The 21,830-nt window shown below is 30.1% G+C and carries 21 protein-coding genes and 1 other RNA gene; 11 read left to right on the top strand and 11 right to left on the bottom strand.

Annotation, left to right across the window (positions count from 1 at the left end):
• Positions 1–47 precede the first annotated feature (47 nt).
• From rocD to AABJ49_RS01590, 4 genes are all read right to left on the bottom strand, one after another.
• The gene (rocD, locus tag AABJ49_RS01605; RefSeq protein WP_338375513.1) at positions 48–1,292 is read right to left on the bottom strand and encodes an ornithine--oxo-acid transaminase; all 1,245 of its coding nucleotides are present in this window, start codon (positions 1,290–1,292) and stop codon (positions 48–50) included.
• A gap of 112 nt (positions 1,293–1,404) precedes the next feature.
• Complete coding sequence (locus tag AABJ49_RS01600; RefSeq protein WP_338375511.1) at positions 1,405–1,815, bottom strand: OsmC family protein; 411 nt, start codon at positions 1,813–1,815, stop codon at positions 1,405–1,407.
• 112 nt (positions 1,816–1,927) lie between these two features.
• The gene (locus tag AABJ49_RS01595; RefSeq protein ID WP_338375509.1) at positions 1,928–2,461 is read right to left on the bottom strand and encodes a DUF1697 domain-containing protein; all 534 of its coding nucleotides are present in this window, start codon (positions 2,459–2,461) and stop codon (positions 1,928–1,930) included.
• 68 nt (positions 2,462–2,529) lie between these two features.
• Positions 2,530–4,149, bottom strand: coding sequence for an ATP-binding cassette domain-containing protein (locus tag AABJ49_RS01590; RefSeq protein ID WP_338375507.1), 1,620 nt, complete (start codon positions 4,147–4,149; stop codon positions 2,530–2,532).
• Between the two features lie 163 nt (positions 4,150–4,312).
• Here AABJ49_RS01590 and AABJ49_RS01585 point away from each other — a divergent pair, with 163 nt between their 5' ends.
• Positions 4,313–5,716: a thioredoxin-like domain-containing protein gene (locus AABJ49_RS01585; RefSeq protein WP_338375506.1), complete on the top strand. Its 1,404-nt coding sequence runs from the start codon at positions 4,313–4,315 to the stop codon at positions 5,714–5,716.
• 71 nt (positions 5,717–5,787) lie between these two features.
• On the opposite strand, the gene fsa is transcribed toward AABJ49_RS01585, so the two are convergent.
• The 3 genes from fsa to ffs form a co-directional block, all read right to left on the bottom strand.
• Positions 5,788–6,444 carry a fructose-6-phosphate aldolase gene (gene fsa / locus AABJ49_RS01580; RefSeq protein WP_338375505.1) on the bottom strand — a complete coding sequence of 219 codons (657 nt, stop codon included), beginning with the start codon at positions 6,442–6,444 and terminating at the stop codon, positions 5,788–5,790.
• A 32-nt stretch (positions 6,445–6,476) separates the two neighbouring features.
• Entirely contained in the window at positions 6,477–7,280 is an 804-nt protein-coding gene (locus AABJ49_RS01575) for an SDR family oxidoreductase (protein ID WP_338375503.1), read from the bottom strand.
• 187 nt (positions 7,281–7,467) lie between these two features.
• Positions 7,468–7,566: signal recognition particle sRNA small type (gene ffs, locus AABJ49_RS01570), an RNA gene on the bottom strand.
• Positions 7,567–7,653: 87 nt separating this feature from the next.
• Here ffs and AABJ49_RS01565 point away from each other — a divergent pair.
• Positions 7,654–8,709, top strand: a complete 1,056-nt coding sequence (locus AABJ49_RS01565; RefSeq protein ID WP_338375501.1) for a glutaminyl-peptide cyclotransferase — start codon at positions 7,654–7,656, stop codon at positions 8,707–8,709.
• A gap of 7 nt (positions 8,710–8,716) precedes the next feature.
• On the top strand, positions 8,717–9,031 hold the full coding sequence (locus AABJ49_RS01560) for a hypothetical protein (protein ID WP_338375499.1): 315 nt from the start codon (positions 8,717–8,719) through the stop codon (positions 9,029–9,031).
• 3 nt (positions 9,032–9,034) lie between these two features.
• Here the strand turns inward: AABJ49_RS01560 and AABJ49_RS01555 are convergent, their stop codons facing one another.
• Together AABJ49_RS01555 and dnaK are read right to left on the bottom strand one after the other, a co-directional pair.
• The gene (locus tag AABJ49_RS01555; protein ID WP_338375497.1) at positions 9,035–9,985 is read right to left on the bottom strand and encodes a nitronate monooxygenase; all 951 of its coding nucleotides are present in this window, start codon (positions 9,983–9,985) and stop codon (positions 9,035–9,037) included.
• A gap of 139 nt (positions 9,986–10,124) precedes the next feature.
• Complete coding sequence (dnaK, locus tag AABJ49_RS01550; RefSeq protein WP_338375496.1) at positions 10,125–12,017, bottom strand: molecular chaperone DnaK; 1,893 nt, start codon at positions 12,015–12,017, stop codon at positions 10,125–10,127.
• Positions 12,018–12,256: 239 nt separating this feature from the next.
• On the opposite strand from dnaK, the gene AABJ49_RS01545 reads away from it, so the two are divergent.
• Genes AABJ49_RS01545 through AABJ49_RS01535 form a run of 3 tightly spaced genes read left to right on the top strand, consistent with a single transcriptional unit; the run spans position 12,257 to position 15,250 of the window.
• On the top strand, positions 12,257–13,678 hold the full coding sequence (locus AABJ49_RS01545; protein WP_338375494.1) for an L-serine ammonia-lyase: 1,422 nt from the start codon (positions 12,257–12,259) through the stop codon (positions 13,676–13,678).
• Positions 13,679–13,730: 52 nt separating this feature from the next.
• Positions 13,731–14,051 carry a DUF2809 domain-containing protein gene (locus tag AABJ49_RS01540; RefSeq protein ID WP_338375492.1) on the top strand — a complete coding sequence of 107 codons (321 nt, stop codon included), beginning with the start codon at positions 13,731–13,733 and terminating at the stop codon, positions 14,049–14,051.
• The gene (locus tag AABJ49_RS01535; RefSeq protein ID WP_338375490.1) at positions 14,048–15,250 is read left to right on the top strand and encodes an SH3 domain-containing protein; all 1,203 of its coding nucleotides are present in this window, start codon (positions 14,048–14,050) and stop codon (positions 15,248–15,250) included. Before AABJ49_RS01540 ends, AABJ49_RS01535 begins: the two co-directional genes overlap by 4 nt.
• Position 15,251: 1 nt before the next feature.
• On the opposite strand, the gene AABJ49_RS01530 is transcribed toward AABJ49_RS01535, so the two are convergent.
• Positions 15,252–15,686, bottom strand: a complete 435-nt coding sequence (locus AABJ49_RS01530; protein ID WP_338375488.1) for a nuclear transport factor 2 family protein — start codon at positions 15,684–15,686, stop codon at positions 15,252–15,254.
• A gap of 10 nt (positions 15,687–15,696) precedes the next feature.
• Positions 15,697–16,983: a sodium:proton antiporter NhaD gene (gene nhaD / locus AABJ49_RS01525; RefSeq protein ID WP_338375486.1), complete on the bottom strand. Its 1,287-nt coding sequence runs from the start codon at positions 16,981–16,983 to the stop codon at positions 15,697–15,699.
• 134 nt (positions 16,984–17,117) lie between these two features.
• Here nhaD and panB point away from each other — a divergent pair, with 134 nt between their 5' ends.
• The 5 genes from panB (at position 17,118) to AABJ49_RS01500 (ending at position 21,802) form a co-directional block, all read left to right on the top strand.
• Positions 17,118–17,936 carry a 3-methyl-2-oxobutanoate hydroxymethyltransferase gene (panB, locus tag AABJ49_RS01520; RefSeq protein ID WP_338375484.1) on the top strand — a complete coding sequence of 273 codons (819 nt, stop codon included), beginning with the start codon at positions 17,118–17,120 and terminating at the stop codon, positions 17,934–17,936.
• A 38-nt stretch (positions 17,937–17,974) separates the two neighbouring features.
• Positions 17,975–18,670 carry an RluA family pseudouridine synthase gene (locus tag AABJ49_RS01515; RefSeq protein WP_338375482.1) on the top strand — a complete coding sequence of 232 codons (696 nt, stop codon included), beginning with the start codon at positions 17,975–17,977 and terminating at the stop codon, positions 18,668–18,670.
• 113 nt (positions 18,671–18,783) lie between these two features.
• A complete protein-coding gene (locus tag AABJ49_RS01510; RefSeq protein WP_338375480.1) occupies positions 18,784–20,130 on the top strand; it encodes a hypothetical protein in 1,347 nt (448 codons plus the stop codon).
• Between the two features lie 14 nt (positions 20,131–20,144).
• Positions 20,145–20,933 carry a hypothetical protein gene (locus AABJ49_RS01505; protein ID WP_338375478.1) on the top strand — a complete coding sequence of 263 codons (789 nt, stop codon included), beginning with the start codon at positions 20,145–20,147 and terminating at the stop codon, positions 20,931–20,933.
• An 11-nt stretch (positions 20,934–20,944) separates the two neighbouring features.
• Entirely contained in the window at positions 20,945–21,802 is an 858-nt protein-coding gene (locus tag AABJ49_RS01500) for a neutral zinc metallopeptidase (protein WP_338375476.1), read from the top strand.
• Positions 21,803–21,830: the final 28 nt, after the last annotated feature.

The following is a 21,830-nucleotide window of genomic DNA, read 5'->3' as shown; positions in this document are numbered from 1 at the left end:
AAAGGCTTTCAAAAATGAAAGCCTTTTTTGTATAAAATATTTTTATTTTATTCCTCAAATTCTTTTAGAGTCTTCGTAATAATCGATACACAATCTAACAATTGTTCTTTTGTCATTACTAATGGTGGTGCAAAACGAATGATATTACCATGCGTTGGCTTTGCTAACAAACCGTTTTCAGCAAGTTTCATACAAATATTCCAAGCTGTATCACTTTCTTCTGTGTCGTTGATTACAATTGCATTAAGCAAACCTTTACCTCTAACTAAAGTAACAATATTAGATGTTTCAATATATTTACTTAATTCACCTCTGAATAATTTTCCTAAAGCTTCAGAATTCTCAACAAGATTTTCATTTTTTACAACTTCTAAAGCTGCAATTGCAACTGCTGCTGCTACTGGATTTCCACCAAAAGTAGAACCATGCTGTCCTGGTTTAATCACATTCATAATGTCATTATTTGCCAAAACAGCCGAAACTGGATAAACCCCACCTGACAATGCTTTTCCTAAGATCAACATGTCTGGTTTAACATTCTCATGATCAACAGCTAATAATTTTCCAGTACGAGCAACTCCTGTTTGCACTTCATCGGCAATGAATAACACATTGTTTTCTTTACAAAGTTGTTTTGCTTTTGTTAAGTAACCATCATTTGGAACATAAACTCCAGCTTCTCCTTGGATAGGTTCAACTAAGAAACCAGCTATATTTTTAGATGATTTAAGCGCTTTTTCTAAAGCTTCAATGTCATCGTAAGGAATTTTAACAAAACCTGCTGTGTAAGGCCCGAAATTCTTTCTAGCATTTTCGTCATTTGAAAACGATATGATAGTTGTTGTTCTTCCGTGGAAATTGTTTTCACAAACTATGATTTGAGCATCATTTTCTGAAATTCCTTTTTTCTCATAAGCCCATTTTCTACAAATTTTGATAGCCGTTTCAACAGCTTCAGCACCTGTGTTCATTGGTAAAACCTTATCAAAACCAAAGTATTTAGTAATATATTCTTCGTAAACTCCTAACTTATCGTTGTAAAAAGCACGAGAAGTTAAGGTTAACGTTTTGGCTTGCTCAATCATTGCTCCAATAATATCTGGATGACAATGCCCTTGATTTACTGCAGAATAAGCCGAAAGAAAATCATAATATTTTTTTCCATCAACATCCCAAACGTAAACTCCATCTCCTTTTGCTAATACAACAGGAAGTGGATGATAATTGTGGGCACCATATTGATCCTCTAAGGCAATCGCTTGATTAGCAAGGTTTTTTTCTAAAACTGACATAGTTATTTTTTTTAATTTAAGTGTAGTCAATTCCTTCTTTGGGAGAGAAATCATCCCTGTTTCTACAAAGGTAATAAAAAGAAATTCCAAAAAGAAAATCCAAATTCTATATTTAAACTAAAGTAGCACTAGAGGTAATTTTTGTGTTTAATAATTTTGAAATTGGACAGTTTTTTTCTGCTTTGGTTACCAATTCTTGGAATTTATCTTCTGAAATATCTTTAATTTTTGCTTCTACAGTTAAATGTGAACCAATTACTGCTCCATCTTCAAAATTTACATCACATTTTGTTTGAATACTTTCAATCTCATTGCTTTCTTCTCCAATGTAAGCTGTTAATTGCATGGTAAAACAACCAGCATGAGCCGCTGCAATTAATTCTTCTGGATTTGTTCCAACTCCATCTTCAAAACGTGTTTTAAATGAATATTGCGTGTTATCTAAAACTGTACTTTGTGTAGATATTTTACCTGAACCTGTTTTTAGTTCACCGTTCCATACGGCTGTTGCATTTCTTTTCATATTTCTATTTTTTTTTAGTTATTTCTTAAAATTAATAAAAATAAATCCGAAAATTTGAAGATTTATGCAAAAAGAACGCTTTTTTAAATAAAGTTTAACGTTTAAATAAAGGTTAGAACATTTCCAACAATTTATTCACAGTGTTCCAGTTTCTTGAAGTTGCTGTTACATTTAGTTTTTTCTCAATATATTTCTGAGTTAATCTGGTTTTTGCTGCTCCGGTTTCTAATTTCATGTAGATTCTGTTTCCATCAATATAAACTTCATCTGGTTTGAATTGACTTATTTTTAAATCATTCAGAGCATTATTGTTTAACTCTCTTGAAATAAAGGCAACGTAAAGTTTTTTGGTATCCACATTTTTCTCTTTTAAAAAAGGATTATTAGTCAAGCATTTTTCTAAATCTGTTTTACTAATAACAATAGTAGGGACATCAAAACCTAACTGTTTGAAGATTTCTTGTTTAATAGTAAACCCAACACTATTTTGATTTTCTTCTTCAGTTTCTAGGAATACATTTCCAGATTGAATATAGGTTTCAACATTTTGAAATTGAATATCTTCGAGCAACTTTTTTAAAGCATCCATTTTAATCATGTTGTGACCTGATACGTTTATGCCACGAAGTAATGCTAGGTGTTTCATATGATAAAGATACAAAAAATCCCAACTTAAAAAATTGGGATTTGGAATTTTAAATATTGTAATTTAATTTAAGAATACATTTTAGCTCTCTGTTCCTTAATTTTTGGATCGTCTAAATATTCATCAAAAGTCATGTATCTGTCGATAACTCCTTTTGGTGTGATTTCGAAAATTCTGTTTCCTACCGTTTGTGCAAATTCGTGGTCATGTGTTGTAAACAACATTGAACCTTTGAAATTTTTAAGTGAATTATTGAATGCTGTAATTGACTCTAAGTCTAAGTGATTTGTTGGTTCGTCTAACATTAAAACATTTGCTCTCATCATCATCATTCGTGATAACATACAACGTACTTTTTCTCCTCCAGATAAAACATTACACTTTTTTAGAGCTTCTTCACCAGAGAAAATCATTTTCCCTAGGAAACCTCTAATATATACTTCGTCTCTTTCTTCTTCTGTTTTGGCATATTGACGTAACCAATCTACTAAGTTTAAATCTTTACGTTCAAAAAAAGCATGATTGTCGGCTGGTAAATAGGATTGATTTGTTGTAATTCCCCAATCAAACTCTCCTGAATCTGGTTTTTGGTTTCCGTTTAAAATTTCATAAAAAGCTGTTGTTGCTCTAGAATCTTTTGAAAAAACTACAATTTTATCACCTTTAGCCATGTTTAAATGCACATCTTTAAATAAGACTTCACCATCAACTGAAGCGCTCAAGTTTTGTACATTTAATATTTGATCACCAGCTTCTCTTTCTGTATCAAATATAATCGCTGGATATCTTCTACTAGAAGGTTTGATTTCGTCTAAGTTTAACTTATCAATCATCTTTTTACGAGAAGTTGCTTGTTTTGATTTGGCAACATTGGCAGAAAAACGACGAATAAATTCTTCTAATTCAGCTTTCTTTTCTTCCGCTTTTTTGTTTTGTTGTGCTTTTTGTTTGGCTGCTAATTGACTACTTTCATACCAAAATGTGTAATTTCCTGAGTAGTTATTAATTTTTCCGAAATCTATATCCGAAATATGTGTACAAACTGCATCTAAAAAGTGTCTATCATGTGAAACTACTAAAACGGTGTTTTCGTAATTAGCCAAAAAGTTTTCCAACCAACCAATTGTCTCAAAATCTAAATCATTGGTAGGCTCATCCATAATCAAAACATCAGGGTTTCCGAAAAGTGCTTGTGCTAATAAGACACGAACTTTAAGTTTTCCTTCTAAATCAGCCATCAACGTATAGTGATAATCTGCTGAAATTCCTAAATTAGAAAGCATTGCACCAGCATCTGATTCAGCATTCCAACCGTCCATTTCATCAAATTGCATTTGCAGCTCACCTATTCTATTGGCATTTTCTTCGTTGTAATCTAAATATAAAGCGTCCATTTCGGCTTTAATCTTGTGCAAAACTTTGTTTCCCATCAAAACCGTTTCTAAAACCGTATGCTCATCAAACATATTGTGATTTTGGTTTAAAACTGACATACGTTTTCCTGGCTCAAGAATTACTCTACCTGAAGTTGGGTCCATTTCTCCAGCAATAATCTTCATAAATGTAGATTTTCCTGCACCATTGGCACCAATAATTCCGTAGCAATTGCCTTGCGTAAATGTGGTGTTTACTTCATCAAATAATACTCGTTTACCAAATTGAACTGATAAATTAGAAACTGTTAACATGCTAAATATATTTTTTGCAAAAGTAGTAAATTACGATTAGTTTTTAATGTTAATATCATAGTTTTTTGAGCACTTATTTAGAATAATAATAGGTTTAATTTAACTATGCTTTAACAACGCTATTAAAATCTAAGCTATAAATTTGTTTTCGAAATTAAATAGCATGATAAAGTATTTCCATTTATTACCTTCTACTCTATTAATAATAACTTTAGGGTTTTTTACATCTTGTGATAAAAAACATAGTGATGAAGATTATACTGCTTATTTTGGAGGTGAAGTTATTGATCCTCAAACCAATTATGTATTATTATTGAAAGATAATGAAGTTATTGATACTCTTTTTTTAGACAAAAAAAATCGTTTTCTTCGAAAATTTGACTCTTTAGCTCCTGGTTTATATACCTTTAAACATCAACCAGAATATCAATATGTATATTTTGATAAGAATGACAGTTTGATGGTTTTAATAAATTCTAGAGATTTTGATAATTCAATTGTATTCTGTGGAAGAGGTTTTGAGAAAAACAATTATTTAATGGAAATGTACCTGCTAAATGAAAAGGATCGTTCTAACATGTATGATGTTTTTTTTAGAAACTCTAAAGATTTCATGAAAAATATTGATTCCACTTTTGCTTTAAGAAAAAAAGTATACGAAAAACATAAAGCAAAAAATGAATGGAGTGCTAATTTTGATTCTTTAGCTCTAGCTAGCTTGGAGTTGCCACAATATTTTAAAAAAGAGGTTTACCCTTATGCCCATAAATTCATTGCAGGTGAAAATGTTATTAATGATTTGCCAAAAGATTATTATGATCACAGAAAATCAATAGATTTTAACAACCCAACATTTGCTAATTATTATCCTTATGTAAACTATGTGACTTCTTTATTAAACAATATAACATTTACTGAAAAAAAAGGTAATGTCGATGAATTTACACTTGAAAATTCTATTAAAAAATTAAACATAGCTGATACTTTAATAAAGAATCATAAAATAAAAAATACAGTTTTAAATGGTCTTGCTATGCGATATCTTCTTGAAGACCAAAACATGTATAACAACACAACTTTTATCAATAGATATCTTGAAATTTCTACTGATAAAAAAATGCAAGATGAAGTAAATAATATCGCAAAATCTATTCATAAATTGGCAGTTGGCAAAAGATTACCAATTGAAAAATTTGTTGACATTAACAACAAACCCATTGTTCTTGAAAAATTAATTAACAAGCAAACCGTTATTTTCTTTTGCACCACAAATGCTGAATCTCACTTAAATGCAGTTCATAAAAAAGTATTTAAATTAAAAGAAAAATACCCTGATATTGATTTCATTTCTGTGAATATTGATGACAGTTATGAAGATTGGAAAAACAAGTTAGAAGGTTTTGATTACAAAAATATTGTAGAAATTCACGCAAGTGATTTTGAAAAAATTAGAGAAGATTGGGTTATCAATAAAATTCACAGAACAATTGTTTTAAATGCTGATGGAACAATCAAAAATGCATTTGTGAATTTATTTGATATAAATTTCGAGAAAAATCTAGAATAAAAATTTTTCATAAACACAAAAAAGCGATTTTCTGACGAAAATCGCTTTTTTGTTGATAGTATATTTGAAAATTATTTATTTCCTTTTTCGTAATCTGCAATAAACTGAGCTAAACCAATATCCGTTAAAGGATGTTTTAACAACCCTAAAATAGATGATAATGGTCCAGTCATTACATCTGCTCCTATTTTTGCACAATTTACAACATGCATCGTATGACGAACTGAAGCAGCTAAAATTTCTGTTTCAAAACCATAGTTATCATAAATTTGACGGATTTCATCAATTAGATTTAAACCATCTGTAGAAACATCATCTAATCTTCCTAAAAATGGAGAACAATACGTTGCACCAGCTTTTGCAGCTAACAAAGCTTGTCCAGCTGAGAAAATTAAAGTCACATTTGTTTTTACTCCTCTATCTGAAAAATATTTACAAGCTTTAATTCCTTCTTTTGTCATTGGAAGTTTCACAACGATTTGTTCGTGTAATTCAGCCAACTCCTCACCTTCTCTAATCATTCCGTCATAATCAACGGCATTTACTTCTGCACTTACATCCCCATCAACTAGGTTACAAATATCTACATAATGTTTTAAGATATTGTTTTTCCCTGTGATTCCTTCTTTTGCCATTAAAGATGGATTTGTTGTTACACCATCTAAAACACCTAATTCTTGTGCTTCCTTAATTTGTGCTAAATTAGCTGTGTCTATAAAAAATTTCATATCTCTTTTATTTATCGTTTATTATTGATTCTTTATAACTTATAATGGTTCATCAACATTCTCTCATATACTTTATCAGGTAAAATACGTTTTAAAACAATTGAAAATTTTTGTAAAAAAGCCCCCACTTTATAATGTATTTTTGGATTTGAAGTATTGATGATTTTATAAATAACTTCTGCCATTTGGTTAGGATTACTTCCACTGTCTACATGAAAATCCATTTCTTTTAATGTATTTCCATATGTTGTTTCATAGGCTGAACCTCTTAAAACTGGTGCATGATAACGACCAGCAGCGATATTAGTAGCAAAATCTCCAGGTGCAACGTTTGTAATGTGAATTCCGAATGACTTCACTTCCATTCGTAGTGCTTCTGTTATTAACTCTAGAGCTCCTTTTGAAGATGAATAAACACTTCTATAAGGCAATCCCATATAACCTGCAATTGAGGTTATATTAATGATTAAACCGCTTTTTTGAGAACGCATTTGCGGCAAAATAGCTTTCATCACTTCAATAGGTCCAAAAAGATTGGTCTCAAAATTATTTTTAATTTCTTCTAATGGAATTTCTTCCAAAGGACCCGTAATTCCAACTCCAGCATTATTAATTACAACATCAATTCTTTTTGTTATTGATAAAACTTCTGAAAATGCATTTTTAATTGAATTTACATCTCTAACATCTAAAGCAACTAAAGGAAAAATAGAATTTTCAATTTTTGAAGGATTTCTACTTGTTCCATAAACGATAAAGTTTTTGTGATGAAGAAATTCACCTATTGCTTTACCTATTCCAGAAGAAGCTCCAGTAATAAAAACAACTTTTTGCATTATTTTCTTTTCAAAATTAGAATTGCAAAGTTAATTAAAAAGTTGGGTTAATTTTAATGTAACTTTAACTTCAAATTAAATAAAGCATTATATTTTTACTTTAGGGTTTATTTAAAATAAAAAATCTTCCGAGTTGGAAGATAATTGAGTATAAATTCTAAAAAAGATTCCAATCAATTTGGAAATAAAATGGCAAGCGACCTACATCGCACCGCTACAACCGCGTACCCTTGCTGCGTTCCCACCCTGGGGGATTCTGCAGGAGCTGGTCGTGTAGGACTTGCCGGTGCAAATATACAATCTTTTTATATTTTTGCAAGGCAATTGTAGGTTAAAAAAAACGTTGTATATTAGATTTTTTAAAATAATAATTATGTTTAAATATAAGGTATTCTCTTTCATTGGTTTAACTCTTTTATCAATATCATGTGGAGGTGATAAAAATGACGAAAAAAATATTTTTTCAATAGATACATCAGCAATGATGCAAGCTTATAATCCATCACAAAGTGTAGATTTAGGTATTAAAAATGAGCAAAACAGAACTATTGATTCTGTAATCTACTACGTTAATGATATTAATATCGGTAAAGCGTTGAAGAATGAAAAAATTCATTTTTCATTAGAAAATCAAAAATTAGGGTATACAAGAATTAAAGCTCTTATTTATTCTGAAGGAAAAAACTCTGAAACTGAAACCAATTTTATTGTTTACGCTAAAGATGCACCAGAATTACTAGAGTATCAAATTGTTAACACTTTTAATCATGATAGTACATCTTACACACAAGGATATGAGTTTTATGAAGATCTTTTAATAGAAGGAAGTGGTCAATACGGCAATTCTTCATTAAGAAAAACAGATTATAAAACTGGTGATGTTCTTGAAAAAGTTGATTTAAATAAACAATATTTTGGAGAAGGTGTTACGATTCTTAAAGATAAAATCTACCAATTAACTTGGAATGAAAATACAGCTTTTGTATATGATGCCAAAACCTTAAAACAAGAAAAAGCTATATCGTATTTCAGAAAAGATTTAGCAGGGTGGGGTTTAACTAATGACGGAACAAATTTATATATGAGTGATGGTTCTGAAAAAATTTACATTTTAAATCCAGAAACTTTTGAAATGATAGATTATATCAATGTATATACTAATGCCAACAAAATAGACAACATTAATGAAATGGAATGGATAGATGGTAAAATTTGGGCAAACATTTATGAAAAAGATATGGTTATTAAAATCGATCCAAAAACAGGTGCTGTAGAAAGAATATTAAATTTAAGTGATTTAAAAACAAAAGTAAAAAAGACTTTACAACAAGGTGAAGTTTTAAATGGAATAGCTTATAACCCAAAAACAAAAACAATTCTCGTTACTGGTAAAAATTGGGATAAATCATTTGAGTTATCTGTAGAATAATTTGAATTTGAAAATTTTCATATCATTCATTTTAATAAATATCTTTTCTTTTTCAGACTACCAAGAAAGAAAAGTGTCTGGTATTATATATGATAGTGAAAGTAAACCTATCCCAAATTTAAAAATTAAGTGTAAAGTAAGCAAAGACATACATTATACAGATTTAGAAGGTAAATTTAAATTTGATTCAAGATTAGGAGAACAATTAATAATTAAATATAAGAAACATAAAAAATTGCAAGTTACAGTTTCAACAAAAGAAAATTATATAATAAGATTACAATCTAGAATTAACAAAGATGAAATCATTATTATTAATTAGGAATCAATTTATTAAACCCTTAACAATTTCTTTTATAGGCAAAATAGCTTTTGTATTTTCGATACTTGGTCCTGCAACCCAAACGGTTTTATATGTTGCTTGTGTAGCTGCTTTTTCTGTAGCTTTCATACCAATATAAAAACGAATCATTTTTACCCATTTTTTAAGACTTTTATTTTTATTTAGAATTCGTTCTAACCAAGTTTCCTTCGTTCCTATTTTTTGAACGTATGGGGTGTTTATAACAGTACAAGGTGTGCCTGAAATTCGTTGTGTCATTACTATGTCTTTTGCACCATAATCTACACAAGCTTGTTTGTATTCATCAGAAACACCAGCTTCATTGGAAGCAATAAACGGACTTCCAACAGAAACTCCAATTGCACCGTAACTCATCATTTTATCAATATCAGCTTTACTACTTACACCACCAGCCGAAATTACTGGTAACGAAGTATTTTCATTTAATTGCTTAATTAAAGTTTCAGGATTTATATTTCCTCTATGTCCACCAGCTAAATTATTTACTGCAATTAAAGCATCACCTCCAACACTTTCTACTTTTTTAGCAAAAGATAAATCCGTTACATCACAAAAAACTTTAATGCCAACTTTATGAGCTTCTCTAATTGTTTCTTCTGGACTTCCTAATGAAGTGATTATAAAGTCAACTCCTTCTTCGCAAATAACTTGCAATTGCTCTTTGTATTTTGGATTAGATTTATTTACAATTAAGTTATAACCAAAACTTCCACCTTCAAATTTAGCAGCTTTTAATTCTTGAATGGAAGCTCTTAATTCTTCTAACGTTCTGTAATTTAAAGCAGGAATACACCCTGCTACTCCACTTTTCATGCCTTCAATAACCATTTTAGTATTGGAAACTAAAAACATTGGAGCAATTATTATAGGATGTTTTATGTTTAATAAAGAAGTCAGCGTTTGCTTTTGCATTTTGAAATTATTTAAGGAATTCAAATATACTAAAACTAATTGAATTTACTATGCGTGCATACTATAATTTTTAAGCATAAAAAAAACCGAGTAATTTCTCACTCGGTTAGTTTTGATACTTAATACTATAAACTTAATATTATTTCTCTTCTTTTACTTCTTCAAATTCTACATCTTGAGTTTCATCTCCTGATGCGTCACCTTGTGGTTGTGCTTGTTGTGCTCCTTGATCTCCTTGAGCATACATAGCTTCAGTTGCTGTTTTCCAAGCTGCATTAACTTTCTCTAAAGCTGAATCAATTGCTCCTAAATCTTGAGATTCATGAGCCGCTTTTAATTCTGTTAAAGCACCTTCAATAGTTGTTTTGTGTTCATCAGATAATTTTTCACCTAATTCTTTCAATTGACTTTCAGTTTGGAAAATCATACTATCTGCTTGATTCAGTTTTTCAACTCTTTCTTTTGCTTGTTTGTCAGCATCTGCATTTGCTTCAGCATCTTTTTTCATTCTTTCGATTTCTTCAGCTGTTAAACCAGAAGAAGCTTCGATACGAATATCATGAGATTTTCCTGTTCCTTTATCTGTTGCAGAAACTTTAATGATACCATTTGCATCAATATCAAAAGTTACTTCAATTTGTGGAACACCTCTTGGTGCTGGTGGAATTCCGTCTAAATGGAAACGTCCAATTGTTTTATTATCAGCAGCCATTGCTCTAGCTCCTTGTAATACGTGGATTTCAACTGATGGTTGAGAATCTGCAGCTGTAGAAAATACTTGTGATTTTTTTGTTGGAATAGTAGTATTAGACTCAATTAATGTAGTCATCACTCCACCCATTGTCTCAATACCTAATGATAAAGGTGTAACGTCTAATAACAATACATCTTTTACATCACCTGATAAAACTCCACCTTGAATAGCAGCTCCAATGGCAACTACTTCATCAGGATTAACTCCTTTTGATGCTTTTTTACCGAAGAATTTTTCAACTTCATCAGCGATTCTTGGCATACGAGTAGAACCTCCAACTAAAATTACTTGGTCAATATCAGATGTAGATAAACCTGCATCTTTTAATGCTTTAGCAACTGGCTCCATAGAACGTTTTACTAATGCATCTGATAATTGCTCAAATTTAGCTCTAGTTAATTTTTTAACTAAGTGTTTTGGTCCTGTAGCAGTAGCTGTTACGTATGGTAAGTTGATTTCAGTTTCAGCACCAGATGATAATTCAATCTTAGCTTTTTCAGCAGCTTCTTTAATTCTTTGTAATGACATTGGATCTTGACGTAAATCAATTCCTTCTTCTTTGTTGAATTCTTCAGCTAACCAGTCAATAATAACTTGGTCAAAATCATCTCCACCTAAGTGAGTATCTCCATTTGTAGATAACACTTCAAATACACCATCTCCCAATTCAAGGATAGAAATATCAAATGTACCTCCACCTAAATCATAAACAGCAATTTTTTGATCAGTACCTTTTTTATCTAAACCATAAGCTAACGCAGCAGCTGTTGGTTCGTTGATAATACGCATTACTTTTAAACCTGCAATTTCACCAGCTTCTTTAGTCGCTTGACGTTGTGCATCATTAAAGTATGCAGGAACTGTAATAACTGCTTCAGTTACTGTTTGTCCTAAATAATCTTCAGCAGTTTTCTTCATTTTTTGAAGTGTCATTGCTGATAATTCTTGTGGTGTATAAAGTCTTCCGTCAATATCAACTCTTGGTGTGTCGTTATCTCCTTTTACTACTTTATAAGCCACATTTTTTGCTTCACTTGCACTTTCTGAGAATTTATTTCCCATAAAACGTTTGATAGAAGCAATAGTCTTTGTTGGGTTAGTCACTGCTTGTCTTTTTGCAGGATCACCAACTTTAATTTCTCCACCTTCAACAAATGCAATGATTGATGGTGTTGTTCTTTTTCCTTCTGCATTAGGAATTACTACTGGTTCGTTACCTTCCATTACAGAGACGCAAGAGTTAGTAGTTCCTAAGTCGATTCCAATAATTTTACTCATCTTATTTAATTTCTAATTTATTTAATTTTTAAACTCGGTTTCTATAAGACAAGGATTGTGCCAACACTTTATTTATCAATTAATTGTCAGTTTTTGCTAAATTTATATGACAAGATGACATTAATCATGTTGTAGGTTATAAGTTAGAATGTTATTGGTTAACCCTTTTAAACTTTTAAACTCATAAACTATTAACCTATAAAACTTTCTCCTATCTTTGCAACTATAACGATATAGCTATGGAATGTATTTCAGTTTTTGATATGTTAAAAATTGGTGTTGGACCTTCAAGTTCGCACACTCTTGGTCCTTGGCGTGCAGCCGAGCGTTTTTTGGGTGAATTAAGAGATAAAAAAATGCTTGATGATGTTAATCGCGTTAAAGTAGATTTATATGGTTCTCTTTCTTTGACAGGAAAAGGTCATGCGACAGATTTAGCGGTAATGCTTGGATTGAGTGGAGCTGATCCTGAATATATTCCGGTGGAAAGTCTTGATGTAATTATTTCTGCAATAAAAAATAAGCATGAAATCTTTTTAGGAAATGAAATAATAATTCCGTTTGATTTTGAGAAAGATATTGTTTTTAATCGTGAATTTTTGCCTTTCCACTCTAATGGAATGAAATTTACGGCTTATACATCTAATGAAGAATACCAAAACACCTACTATTCTATAGGTGGTGGATTTGTTGTGGTCGAAGAACTAATCAATTCAACAAAAAATGAAGCCATAAAATGTTCTTTTCCTTTTAGAACTGACAATGCAACTGACTTGTTAAAATTCTGTAATCAGGAAAACAAAAAAGTTTGGGAAATCGTTTATGAAAATGAAAAATCGATGCGTTCTGAAGAGGAAATTCATAACGAACTCATGCGAATTTGGGATACCATGTTAGAATGTATGTACATTGGTTGCCATTCTGAGGGAACTTTACCTGGTGGATTAAATGTTAGAAGACGTGCCTATGACATGCATAAAAATTTAATTGGTGTTTTACCTTATGACAATCCTTATTCGTGGATGCAAGTTATTCGTCAAACCGAAGTTAAATTCAGACAAATTTTAAAATGGGTAAGCTGTTTTGCTTTATCTGTCAATGAAGTCAATGCTTCATTAGGAAGAGTTGTAACTGCTCCAACTAATGGAAGTGCTGGTGTAATTCCAGCTGTTTTGATGTATTATTTAGTAATTGAAAACCACAAAGCTGGTGAAGAAGAAATCAAACAATTTTTATTAACTGCTGGAGAAATTGGCAGTGTATTTAAAAAAGGAGCAACAATTAGTGCTGCCATGGGTGGTTGCCAAGCTGAAATTGGAGTTTCAAGTGCAATGGCTGCTGCTGCATTATGTGAAGCAATGGGTGGAACACCAGAACAAGTAACGGTTGCTGCTGAAATTGCTATGGAACATCATTTGGGGTTAACTTGTGATCCAATTGGTGGTTTGGTGCAAGTTCCTTGTATTGAACGTAACACTATGGGAGCGATAAAAGCCATAAATGCTGCTGAATTAGCTTTAGAAACGGACGCCAAAAACGTTAAAGTTCCTTTAGATAAAGTTGTTAATACTATGTGGGAAACAGCTAAAGATATGAATACTAAATATAAAGAAACATCTGAGGGTGGTTTAGCGATTGCAGTAAATTTGGCGGATTGTTAAACTAAGTACATTGAAAAAAAGGTTCACTTACTTTGTTCTTTCAATTATAACTATGATAATTGGTATACTTTCAAGGAAAATTGAATTTATTCCTTTATTTGTTGGTGATATTCTTTATGCAGTTTTAATTTATTTTGAATTTTGTTTTCTATTTCCAATAAAAAGACGAGATCAGCTTTTGATTATAAGTCTGTCTTTTTGTTTTTTTATTGAAATTTCACAATTAATTCAATGGAATTGGTTGGATAAAATTCGCTCTACAAATATTGGACGTTATATTTTTGGTGAAGGTTTTCTTTGGAGTGATTTATTTTGCTATATATTTGGTACATTTATTACTTATTATTTTGATAACAAACTTTTCAAAAAATGAAATCAATAAAATCATCAACAATATTATTTTTTCTTTTAATTATAAGTAATTCATTTTCCCAAGATCGATTTTGGATACTCAATGATACTCGTTTATTTGAAAAACCATCTGAGACTTCAACATTTTACGGGTATTTTAAAAGAGGTGCAGAAATTAAAATTATTTCAGAAATTAATTCTAATTGGTCAAAAATTCAATCTGATAATATGACCATTGGTTATGTACTTAAAAAGTATATTTCAAATAGTTTAAATTATTATGATGTTTACACTAATGATATTGAAAATCCTATTCTAAATGGTGGCGACAAATATTATGGTGGAAATCATCTTTTTGTTAATGTTGCAGGATTAAAAGGAAGAGCCTTAACCGATAAAAATTCAACTGTAAAAAGAATTTTAACAAATGGTGAAGCTGTTCAAATAAGTTATTATCCTATAAATGAAGAACAATGGGTAAATATTGGGTATGGTTTTGATTCTAACGCTGTCTATGTTCAAAGAAAATATATTGGTCAACGTCCAAATTTTGAGGATTTAATAAATCAATTTGATACAATAGAAGTATTAAAGGTTGAAGAAAGAAAAAAAATAGCTGAACGTTTAGTTGAATTAGCCACAAATAGCGATAATGAAACTTTAAAACCGGCTTTTGAAAGATATTTATTAGTAGCTAATCAACTTAATGATATTAAAAAAATAGAAGAAACTGAATTTAACTTGTTTATTGTTTCAAAAATTAATTTTGAATATAATTTTGAAGAAGTAAATAATTTTGCAAAAAATAGTGAATTTATTATTAATGGTAAAAAAAGTCAAAACTGCATATTACCATTAAATTTTATAATAAAAACTCTTGGAAAACCTTTAAAAAAAGAAACTGTTACTGATGAATGTGGGGTTTATTTAAGTGAACTATTTTACAAATATGAAAATATTACTTTATCTGTAGATGAAAAAGAAAATAAAACTGAATTAATTGACGTAATTATAAATAACATAAATAAATTTTCTTTTAACTTAAATGATATTTTAGACAACAATACAACTGAAAAAGAATTTATAATAAAATATTCAAAATACATAACTACAAACTTCAAAAATCCAAATATATATCTTATTCATTTAGAAAGTAGTAGCATAATTTTTGAATTTAAAATCGGAGTACTATCAAAAGTTAGTGTAAATAATTATTGCTAAACTAATTTCTTCTTCGAGTATCAATTATATGAATAATCTGCCAATCATTACTTTCTTTGAACAAGGTAAAAGAATTCACTCCTTTGTGGCTAATATTTCCATTGACATAAAATTCATAAGATGTCCAAACATGGGCTAAATTGCCATCAACTTCAATTTTATAATCAAGTAATTTTTCTTCAATAATAACTTCTTTCGGAATTGTACTAATCGAAATTAAAAAGTTTTTAATATTATCTGTTTTAAGCTGATTTCCTAATTTGGTTTTATGTATAGTTTGCACTACTACATCTTTGTAACATTGTTTTCTAATTGCTGTTGTGTCTTTTGAATTTAATCCCACAAAAAAATCATCAATAGTTTTTTGAACTTCTTTTTCTTGAGAGAACATTAAACTCGAAATTGTTAAAACGAAAAAAACAATAACTCTTTTCATATCTTTACTTTTAATGTATTAGTAAATTAATTACCAAATACGTTACAATTCCTGCAATATAACCTGCAATTGCTAATGGAGTTATCTTTTTAAAATACCACATAAAAGTCATTTTTTCTTTTTCCATTATTGCAATTCCTGATGCTGAACCAATTATCATCATACTTCCTCCAGTTCCTGCACAAAGAGCAATAAATTCCCATAAACTATTATCCATTGGAAATTGAGTTATTGGAAACATCCCTTGTGTTGCAGCAACTAAACTTCCATTATCAACAATTGATGACAAAACACCAATTGCAATAATCATCATATTAGTATTAGGTAAATTCGTTTCTAAAAAAGTAGCTAATTGAGATAAAACATGAACTTCTTGTAAAGCAAAAACCATTAATAAAATTCCCATAAAATACAAAATAGAACTCACATCAACTTTTGAAAGTGCTGTAGCAACAGAGTATCTATCTTTTTCTTCTTGTGTTTTATTTCTATGATAAACTATTGAAACTAATGAAACCATACTCAATGAAACCAAAACTCCAATAAATGGTGGCAAGCCTGTAATTGATTTTATAACTGGAACCAAAACTAAACCTATAACTCCAGCTACAAAAACACTAAAACTTCCTTTCATTTTTTCTTCTTGCTTTGCATCTGCCATTGAGATTTGAGCTCGCAAAACTGCAAACCCTTTCATTCTATAACTTGCAATTATCAAAGGAACTAGCAAGACCATCACAGAAGGTAAGAAAAGTACTTTCACAATTCCAAAAGCACTAACTTGACCACCAATCCATAACAAAGTTGTAGTAACATCGCCAATTGGACTAAAAGCTCCTCCAGCATTTGCGGCAATTACAACAATTCCTGCTAAGGTCATTCTAATTTCGCTTTTTGGCATTAATTTTCGCAATAAAGTCACCATAATTATTGCTGTTGCTAAATTATCTAATAATGCTGATAAAATAAAAGTGATAAATCCAACAATCCAAAGTAATTCTAAAACAGATTTGGTTCTAATTCTATGAGTTATAACAGTAAATCCTTTGTGTAAATCTATCAATTCCACAATTGTCATTGCTCCTAATAAGAAAATAAGTAAACCAGAAATCTCACCAAAATAAGTGACTAATTTTTCTGAAATCATGGGAGCATTTCCTGGATTAAATATGGCTATTACTATCCAACACATAGCTCCAGTTAAAATTGCAGTGATTGTTTTGTTGATTCGAATAGGAGTTTCAAAAATCACAAAAAGATAGCCCAAAATAGCTACGACTAATAAAATTGGTATCATTTTTCTATTTGCTAAAAAATCGAATAAATGTACTATCTATTTTATTAATGAGACCTTAAAATTGAATTAATTTTTTAATATTATTTAAAAATAAATGGTTTTACTACATTTGCTAAAATTTTATACTATTTACTATGTCTGTTGCAAAGAAAGATTACAAAAGAATTACTACAAAATCATTAATAGAAATGAAAGCCAATGGAGAAAAAATCTCTATGTTAACAGCTTATGATTTTACAATGGCTAAAATAGTTGACTCTGCTGGAGTTGATGTTATTTTAGTTGGAGATTCTGCCAGCAATGTAATGGCTGGTCACGAAACTACTTTACCAATTACTTTAGATCAAATGATTTATCATGCATCTGGTGTTGTTAGAGCAATTGAACGTTCTTTAGTAGTGGTAGATTTACCTTTTGGAAGTTATCAATCTGACCCAAAAGAGGCATTGCGTTCAGCAATTAGAATCATGAAAGAAAGTGGTGGTCATGCTGTAAAATTAGAAGGAGGTTCTGAAATAAAAGATTCTATAAAACGTATTTTAAATGCTGGAATTCCTGTAATGGGACATTTAGGCTTAACACCACAATCAATATATAAATTCGGAACTTACACGGTTAGAGCAAAAGAAGATGAAGAAGCAGATAAATTAATTGAAGATGCAAAAATGTTAGAAAGAATAGGATGTTTTGCTTTAGTTTTAGAAAAAATTCCTGCTAAATTAGCTCAAAAAGTTGCCGAAAGTATTTCTATTCCTGTTATCGGAATTGGTGCTGGAAATGGTGTTGATGGTCAAGTTTTAGTAATTCATGATATGTTAGGGATGAATAATGAATTCAATCCAAGATTTTTAAGAAGATATTTAGACTTATACGATCAAATGACAAAAGCAATCGGACAATATGTTTCTGATGTAAAAGCAGTTGATTTTCCAAATGAAAATGAACAATATTAAAAAGTAATTAGTAAATAGTGATTAGCAATTAGTTTGTTTTGGCAGAAAAAATAATTTCCACAAAAAATAATCTTCAAATCATTCACGAAGACAATCATATAATTGTCATTAACAAACGTGTAGGTGATATTGTACAAGGTGATAAAACTGGTGATAAACCTTTATCTGAAGTAGTAAAAGAATATATTAAAGATAAATACAACAAACCTGGAGATGTTTATTTAGGTGTTGTACATAGATTAGATAGACCAACAACCGGAATCATTGTTTTTGCCAAAACTTCAAAAGCACTAACTCGTTTAAATGAATCGTTTAAAAATCGAGAAACTCAAAAAACTTATTGGACTGTTGTAAAAAATTTACCTCCAAGAGAAAACGATACTCTAATTCATTTTCTAAAACGAAATCCTAAGAACAATACTTCAAAAGCACACACTAAAGAAGTTCCCGAAAGTAAAAGAGCAAGTTTAGAATACACAATCATTAAAAAACTTGATAATTATTTCGCATTAGAAATAAATCTTCATACTGGAAGACATCATCAAATAAGAGCACAATTATCAGCTATTGGTTGTCCAATAAAAGGTGATTTAAAATATGGCTTTGATAGAAGCAATCCTGATGGTGGAATACATCTTCATGCTAGAAAATTAGTTTTAAAACATCCTGTAACAAAAGAAATCTTAACTTTAGAAGCAACTGTTCCTAATGATGTTATCTGGAAAGCTATTTAGTTGTATTTAATCGAAAAAATGATAATTTAATCCTATATCTTTAATTATCTCACCTAAATATTAACAAAATTTTATACATTTGTTACTAAGACAAAAATCAAAATCTTACGCAAATGAAAAAACATATTTTATTGCTAGCCTTGTTCATGCTAAATCTAAGTTTAGCCCAAGAACATTACTCTGGAATTAATATTTCTAGAAGAGTAGGTCTGTTAAATGCATCATTTAATCCAGCAGAATTGACAAATATGTCAAATAATTTTGAAATAAGTGCCTTAAATATAAGTACTAATATATCTAATAATAAGATTAGTTTTAGTGATATTGTAAATTCTGATAAAGATATTGAAGATTTAATTTTTGAAGGTGACGAACCTGCAAATATGCGTTTGGATGTGCTTGCTAATATAGCCTCTTTTGGTATGAAATATAACAAATGGGGGTTTGGTGTTTCATTAAATGCTGTTGCGAAAGCTAATATTATTGATGTTGATGTAAATTTAGGAGATGCATTAGCAAATTCTGCAGTTAATTCAATTCTAGGTACAACTACAGTAAATAGTAACTTTAATCAAAAAATAAATGCTGCAGCTTGGGGTGAAATAGGATTTTCTTTAGCAAGAAATTTATTTGAATCTGATAAATATAAATTAAGTGCTGGAACCAATGTTCGTTTACTTTTTCCAAGTTCATATACAAATTTAGCTGTTGACAAATTTAACGGAACGATAATTAATACTACAGGAAATCACAATTTAACGGATACTCAAGCAAATTTAAATATAGCTTACTCTGGACCAATTGCCGATGGTTTTACAGATGCAGATAATTTTAATGATTTCTTCAGTTCTGGAATTAATGGTTATGCAGTTGATTTAGGATTAAATTTTAAAATTAAAGTAGCTGATAATCCTAAAGATTATAAATTCAATTCTGGTTTAGCTATTAAAAATATTGGATCAATGACTTTTAAAGCTGATAATAATGAATCTAGTAATTATAATTTAAACATTTCAAACACAGAATTTTTAAATCTAAATCAGTTTCAAGATGTTGACAATGTAAGAGATATTGAACAAATATTGTTAGCTAGTGGATACTTAACAAAAACTAGCGATGAAAAGGATTTCACCATAAAGCTACCAACCTTATTTACAGCTTATGCAGATTTAAAATTAGCAAGTAGATTTTATGTTAGTGCTTATACACAACAAAAATTAGTAGATGATAGCGATAATGATTTTTCTACAACACAAAATAGTATAACTTTAACACCTCGCTTTTCAGGTGAAAGTTATGAAATATATGTACCGCTTTCAGAAAATGAAATATCTGGATTCACAGGTGGTTTTGGATTTAGATTAGGTGGATTCTTCATGGGTTCTGGATCTATATTAACTGCAATGATTGATGACACTAAACAAGCAGATATATATCTTGGATTTAGAATAGGTTTTTAATTATAAATAAAATAATGAACAGCAAAATTAACTCAAAAATTGACTTAAAAATCCAAAACGGATATACTCTTGAAACTGGAAGTTTAATTGATGAAAGTGTTAACACTTTTAAAAAGACTTTTTTAATGTCTGGAGTTGCCATGATATTATTAATAATAGTGACTTTAATAATTTATGGAACTGTATTTGCATTAATCTACGGTTTTTCAGATTTAACATCTACTATGACTGAATTTCAAGCAAGTCAAAGCACAGCCATCGGTTTAATTAGCACTTTATTAATTGCAACTGTTACAAGTGCTTTTTCTGCACCAATTACAGCAGGGTTTATTCACGTTAATCATTTAGCAAAAAACAATCAAGAAGTTGGAATAAACGTGTTTTTTGATTTTTATAAAAGTAAATTTTTTAAAGATATATTTCTAAGTTACTTAATCATTGGATTAACAAGCGGCTTATTAAGCTCTGGACTAACTTTAATAAATTTAGAATTTCTTACATATTTTACACAATTTTTTGTTGCAATAATTACAGTATTTACTTTACCATTAATTATTTATGGTGAACAGAATTATGAAAATGCTATAACTAAAAGTGTCAAATTATTTTTTAAGCAACCTGTATTAATTTTTGTGGCTCTATTACTGGCAGTTATTGGGGTTCTTATAGGAATAATTGGTTTTTGTATTGGAATAATTTTTACAATTCCATTTTACTACTCTATGATTTATGCAATTTATAATCAAGCAATTGGTTTTGAAGAAAAATCTCTAATTGACGAAATAGGACAAGAAGAATTTTAAAAAAAAATATTATGAAATGGGAAAGAAAAAAAAGTGACACTTTTGAAGACAGAAGAGGAATGTCCGGTGGTGGAAAAGCTGTGATTGGTGGAGGACTAATTGGGATTGTAATTTTATTACTGAATGTTTTTGGTGGTGAAACTGGGCAAACTATTGGAAACGTACTGCAACAAACACAAGGATCTCAAAATCAAACTGAACAAACTCAAACAAGAGAACTAACTGCTGCCGAAAAGGAATTAGGTGCTTTTAGCGAAGCTGTTTTCGTTTATAATAACGAAACTTGGTCTAAAATATTCGCTGAAAACAATATAGGTGCTTACGAAAAACCAGGTATGGTTTTATTCTCTGATTCAGTTGAAACAGCATGTGGTGGAGCAACTGCGGCTTCAGGACCTTTTTATTGTCCAGCTGATCGAAAAGTCTATATGGATTTGACGTTCTTTGAGGAATTACGCACTCGTTTTGGAGCAAAAGGTGGAGATTTTGCAATTGCTTACGTAATTGCACATGAAGTCGGACACCACGTTCAAACTCTACTAGGTACTTCTCAAAAAGTTAGACAAGCTCAACAAGGAAAAAGTCAAGCGCAAGCCAATAAATATTCAGTGGCTTTGGAATTACAAGCTGATTTTTATGCCGGACTTTGGGCTCATTACAATAAAAACTTATTAGAAGCTGGTGATATAGAAGAGGCTTTAAGTGCTGCTCATGCTGTTGGTGATGATGCCATTCAATCTAAAATGCAAGGTCATGTTAACCAAGAAACATTTACTCATGGTTCTTCTGAACAACGAATGAAATGGTTTATGAAAGGATATGAGTCAGGTGACATAAAATTGCACGATACATTTAAAGAGATTTTGTAAACTAACCAAATATCATAAATTAAAGAGT

The sequence above is a fragment of the uncultured Flavobacterium sp. genome (assembly GCF_963922255.1).
GTDB lineage: Bacteria > Bacteroidota > Bacteroidia > Flavobacteriales > Flavobacteriaceae > Flavobacterium.
The sequence above is the reverse complement of the archived record's forward strand: the minus strand, read 5'-3'. Positions and strand labels throughout refer to the sequence as shown.

Coding starts and splice junctions, on each gene's coding strand:
- rocD (WP_338375513.1), bottom strand. CDS start 1,292: ATGTCAGTTTTAGAAAAAAACCTTGCTAATCAAGCGATTGCCTTAGAG.
- AABJ49_RS01600 (WP_338375511.1), bottom strand. CDS start 1,815: ATGAAAAGAAATGCAACAGCCGTATGGAACGGTGAACTAAAAACAGGT.
- AABJ49_RS01595 (WP_338375509.1), bottom strand. CDS start 2,461: ATGAAACACCTAGCATTACTTCGTGGCATAAACGTATCAGGTCACAAC.
- AABJ49_RS01590 (WP_338375507.1), bottom strand. CDS start 4,149: ATGTTAACAGTTTCTAATTTATCAGTTCAATTTGGTAAACGAGTATTA.
- AABJ49_RS01585 (WP_338375506.1), top strand. CDS start 4,313: ATGATAAAGTATTTCCATTTATTACCTTCTACTCTATTAATAATAACT.
- fsa (WP_338375505.1), bottom strand. CDS start 6,444: ATGAAATTTTTTATAGACACAGCTAATTTAGCACAAATTAAGGAAGCA.
- AABJ49_RS01575 (WP_338375503.1), bottom strand. CDS start 7,280: ATGCAAAAAGTTGTTTTTATTACTGGAGCTTCTTCTGGAATAGGTAAA.
- AABJ49_RS01565 (WP_338375501.1), top strand. CDS start 7,654: ATGTTTAAATATAAGGTATTCTCTTTCATTGGTTTAACTCTTTTATCA.
- AABJ49_RS01555 (WP_338375497.1), bottom strand. CDS start 9,985: ATGCAAAAGCAAACGCTGACTTCTTTATTAAACATAAAACATCCTATA.
- dnaK (WP_338375496.1), bottom strand. CDS start 12,017: ATGAGTAAAATTATTGGAATCGACTTAGGAACTACTAACTCTTGCGTC.
- AABJ49_RS01545 (WP_338375494.1), top strand. CDS start 12,257: ATGGAATGTATTTCAGTTTTTGATATGTTAAAAATTGGTGTTGGACCT.
- AABJ49_RS01540 (WP_338375492.1), top strand. CDS start 13,731: ATGATAATTGGTATACTTTCAAGGAAAATTGAATTTATTCCTTTATTT.
- AABJ49_RS01535 (WP_338375490.1), top strand. CDS start 14,048: ATGAAATCAATAAAATCATCAACAATATTATTTTTTCTTTTAATTATA.
- AABJ49_RS01530 (WP_338375488.1), bottom strand. CDS start 15,686: ATGAAAAGAGTTATTGTTTTTTTCGTTTTAACAATTTCGAGTTTAATG.
- nhaD (WP_338375486.1), bottom strand. CDS start 16,983: ATGATACCAATTTTATTAGTCGTAGCTATTTTGGGCTATCTTTTTGTG.
- panB (WP_338375484.1), top strand. CDS start 17,118: ATGTCTGTTGCAAAGAAAGATTACAAAAGAATTACTACAAAATCATTA.
- AABJ49_RS01510 (WP_338375480.1), top strand. CDS start 18,784: ATGAAAAAACATATTTTATTGCTAGCCTTGTTCATGCTAAATCTAAGT.
- AABJ49_RS01505 (WP_338375478.1), top strand. CDS start 20,145: ATGAACAGCAAAATTAACTCAAAAATTGACTTAAAAATCCAAAACGGA.
- AABJ49_RS01500 (WP_338375476.1), top strand. CDS start 20,945: ATGAAATGGGAAAGAAAAAAAAGTGACACTTTTGAAGACAGAAGAGGA.